This window comes from Falsirhodobacter sp. alg1, assembly GCF_000739715.2.
In the GTDB taxonomy this organism is placed as follows: domain Bacteria; phylum Pseudomonadota; class Alphaproteobacteria; order Rhodobacterales; family Rhodobacteraceae; genus Falsirhodobacter.
Genome location: NZ_BBJC02000074.1, coordinates 1 through 620 on the forward strand (window position 1 = coordinate 1; position 620 = coordinate 620).

The 620-nt window shown below is 60.8% G+C and carries 1 pseudogene; it reads right to left on the minus strand.

The features are described from left to right. Nucleotides 1–49 precede the first annotated feature (49 nt). Nucleotides 50–508: pseudogene (locus TR36_RS14255) on the minus strand (proline--tRNA ligase); the annotation flags it as partial. Nucleotides 509–620: the final 112 nt, after the last annotated feature.

A 620-nucleotide genomic window follows, 5' to 3' on the forward strand; every position in this document is an offset into this window, starting at 1 on the left:
ATGCCGGATGCCCTGTCGATCATCCTGCCGGATGAGGCAGACACGGTGGATACCCCATGAGGCGCATCGGGATCCCGCGGGCCACGCGGCGACGCTCTTCCGGGACCTCGTTGAACAAAGCCTCGTCATGGGTTTCGTCGGTGCGCGCATAGGATGATGTGAACTCGGCGCAGATTTCTGCCACGGTTTCACGATCCTCGGCGTCGAACTCACGCGTTCCCAGACGCAGATCGGTGACGGCGCTGTCATAGAACACCTCGCTCTCGCCGGTTTCGGCCAGAACCAGGAATTCATGGGTATTGTCGCCGCCAATGGGGCCGGAGGCCGCGCGCATTGGAATGGCGGTCAGCCCCATCCGCTCATACGTCCGCAAATAGCTGACCATATGGCGGTTGTAGGCATGCAGCGCGGAATCACGGTCGATGTCGAAGGAATAGCCGTCCTTCATCAGGAACTCGCGACCACGCATTACGCCGAAACGCGGGCGCATCTCGTCACGGAATTTCCACTAATCGCCCGGAAAGCGGTCTTCGAAAACCGCCCTGCGGGACACATACCCCTGCCCCTGCTCACCGTATTTTGCAATCAGGCTGTGCAGCTGTTCCCAGACCTGGCCCAGC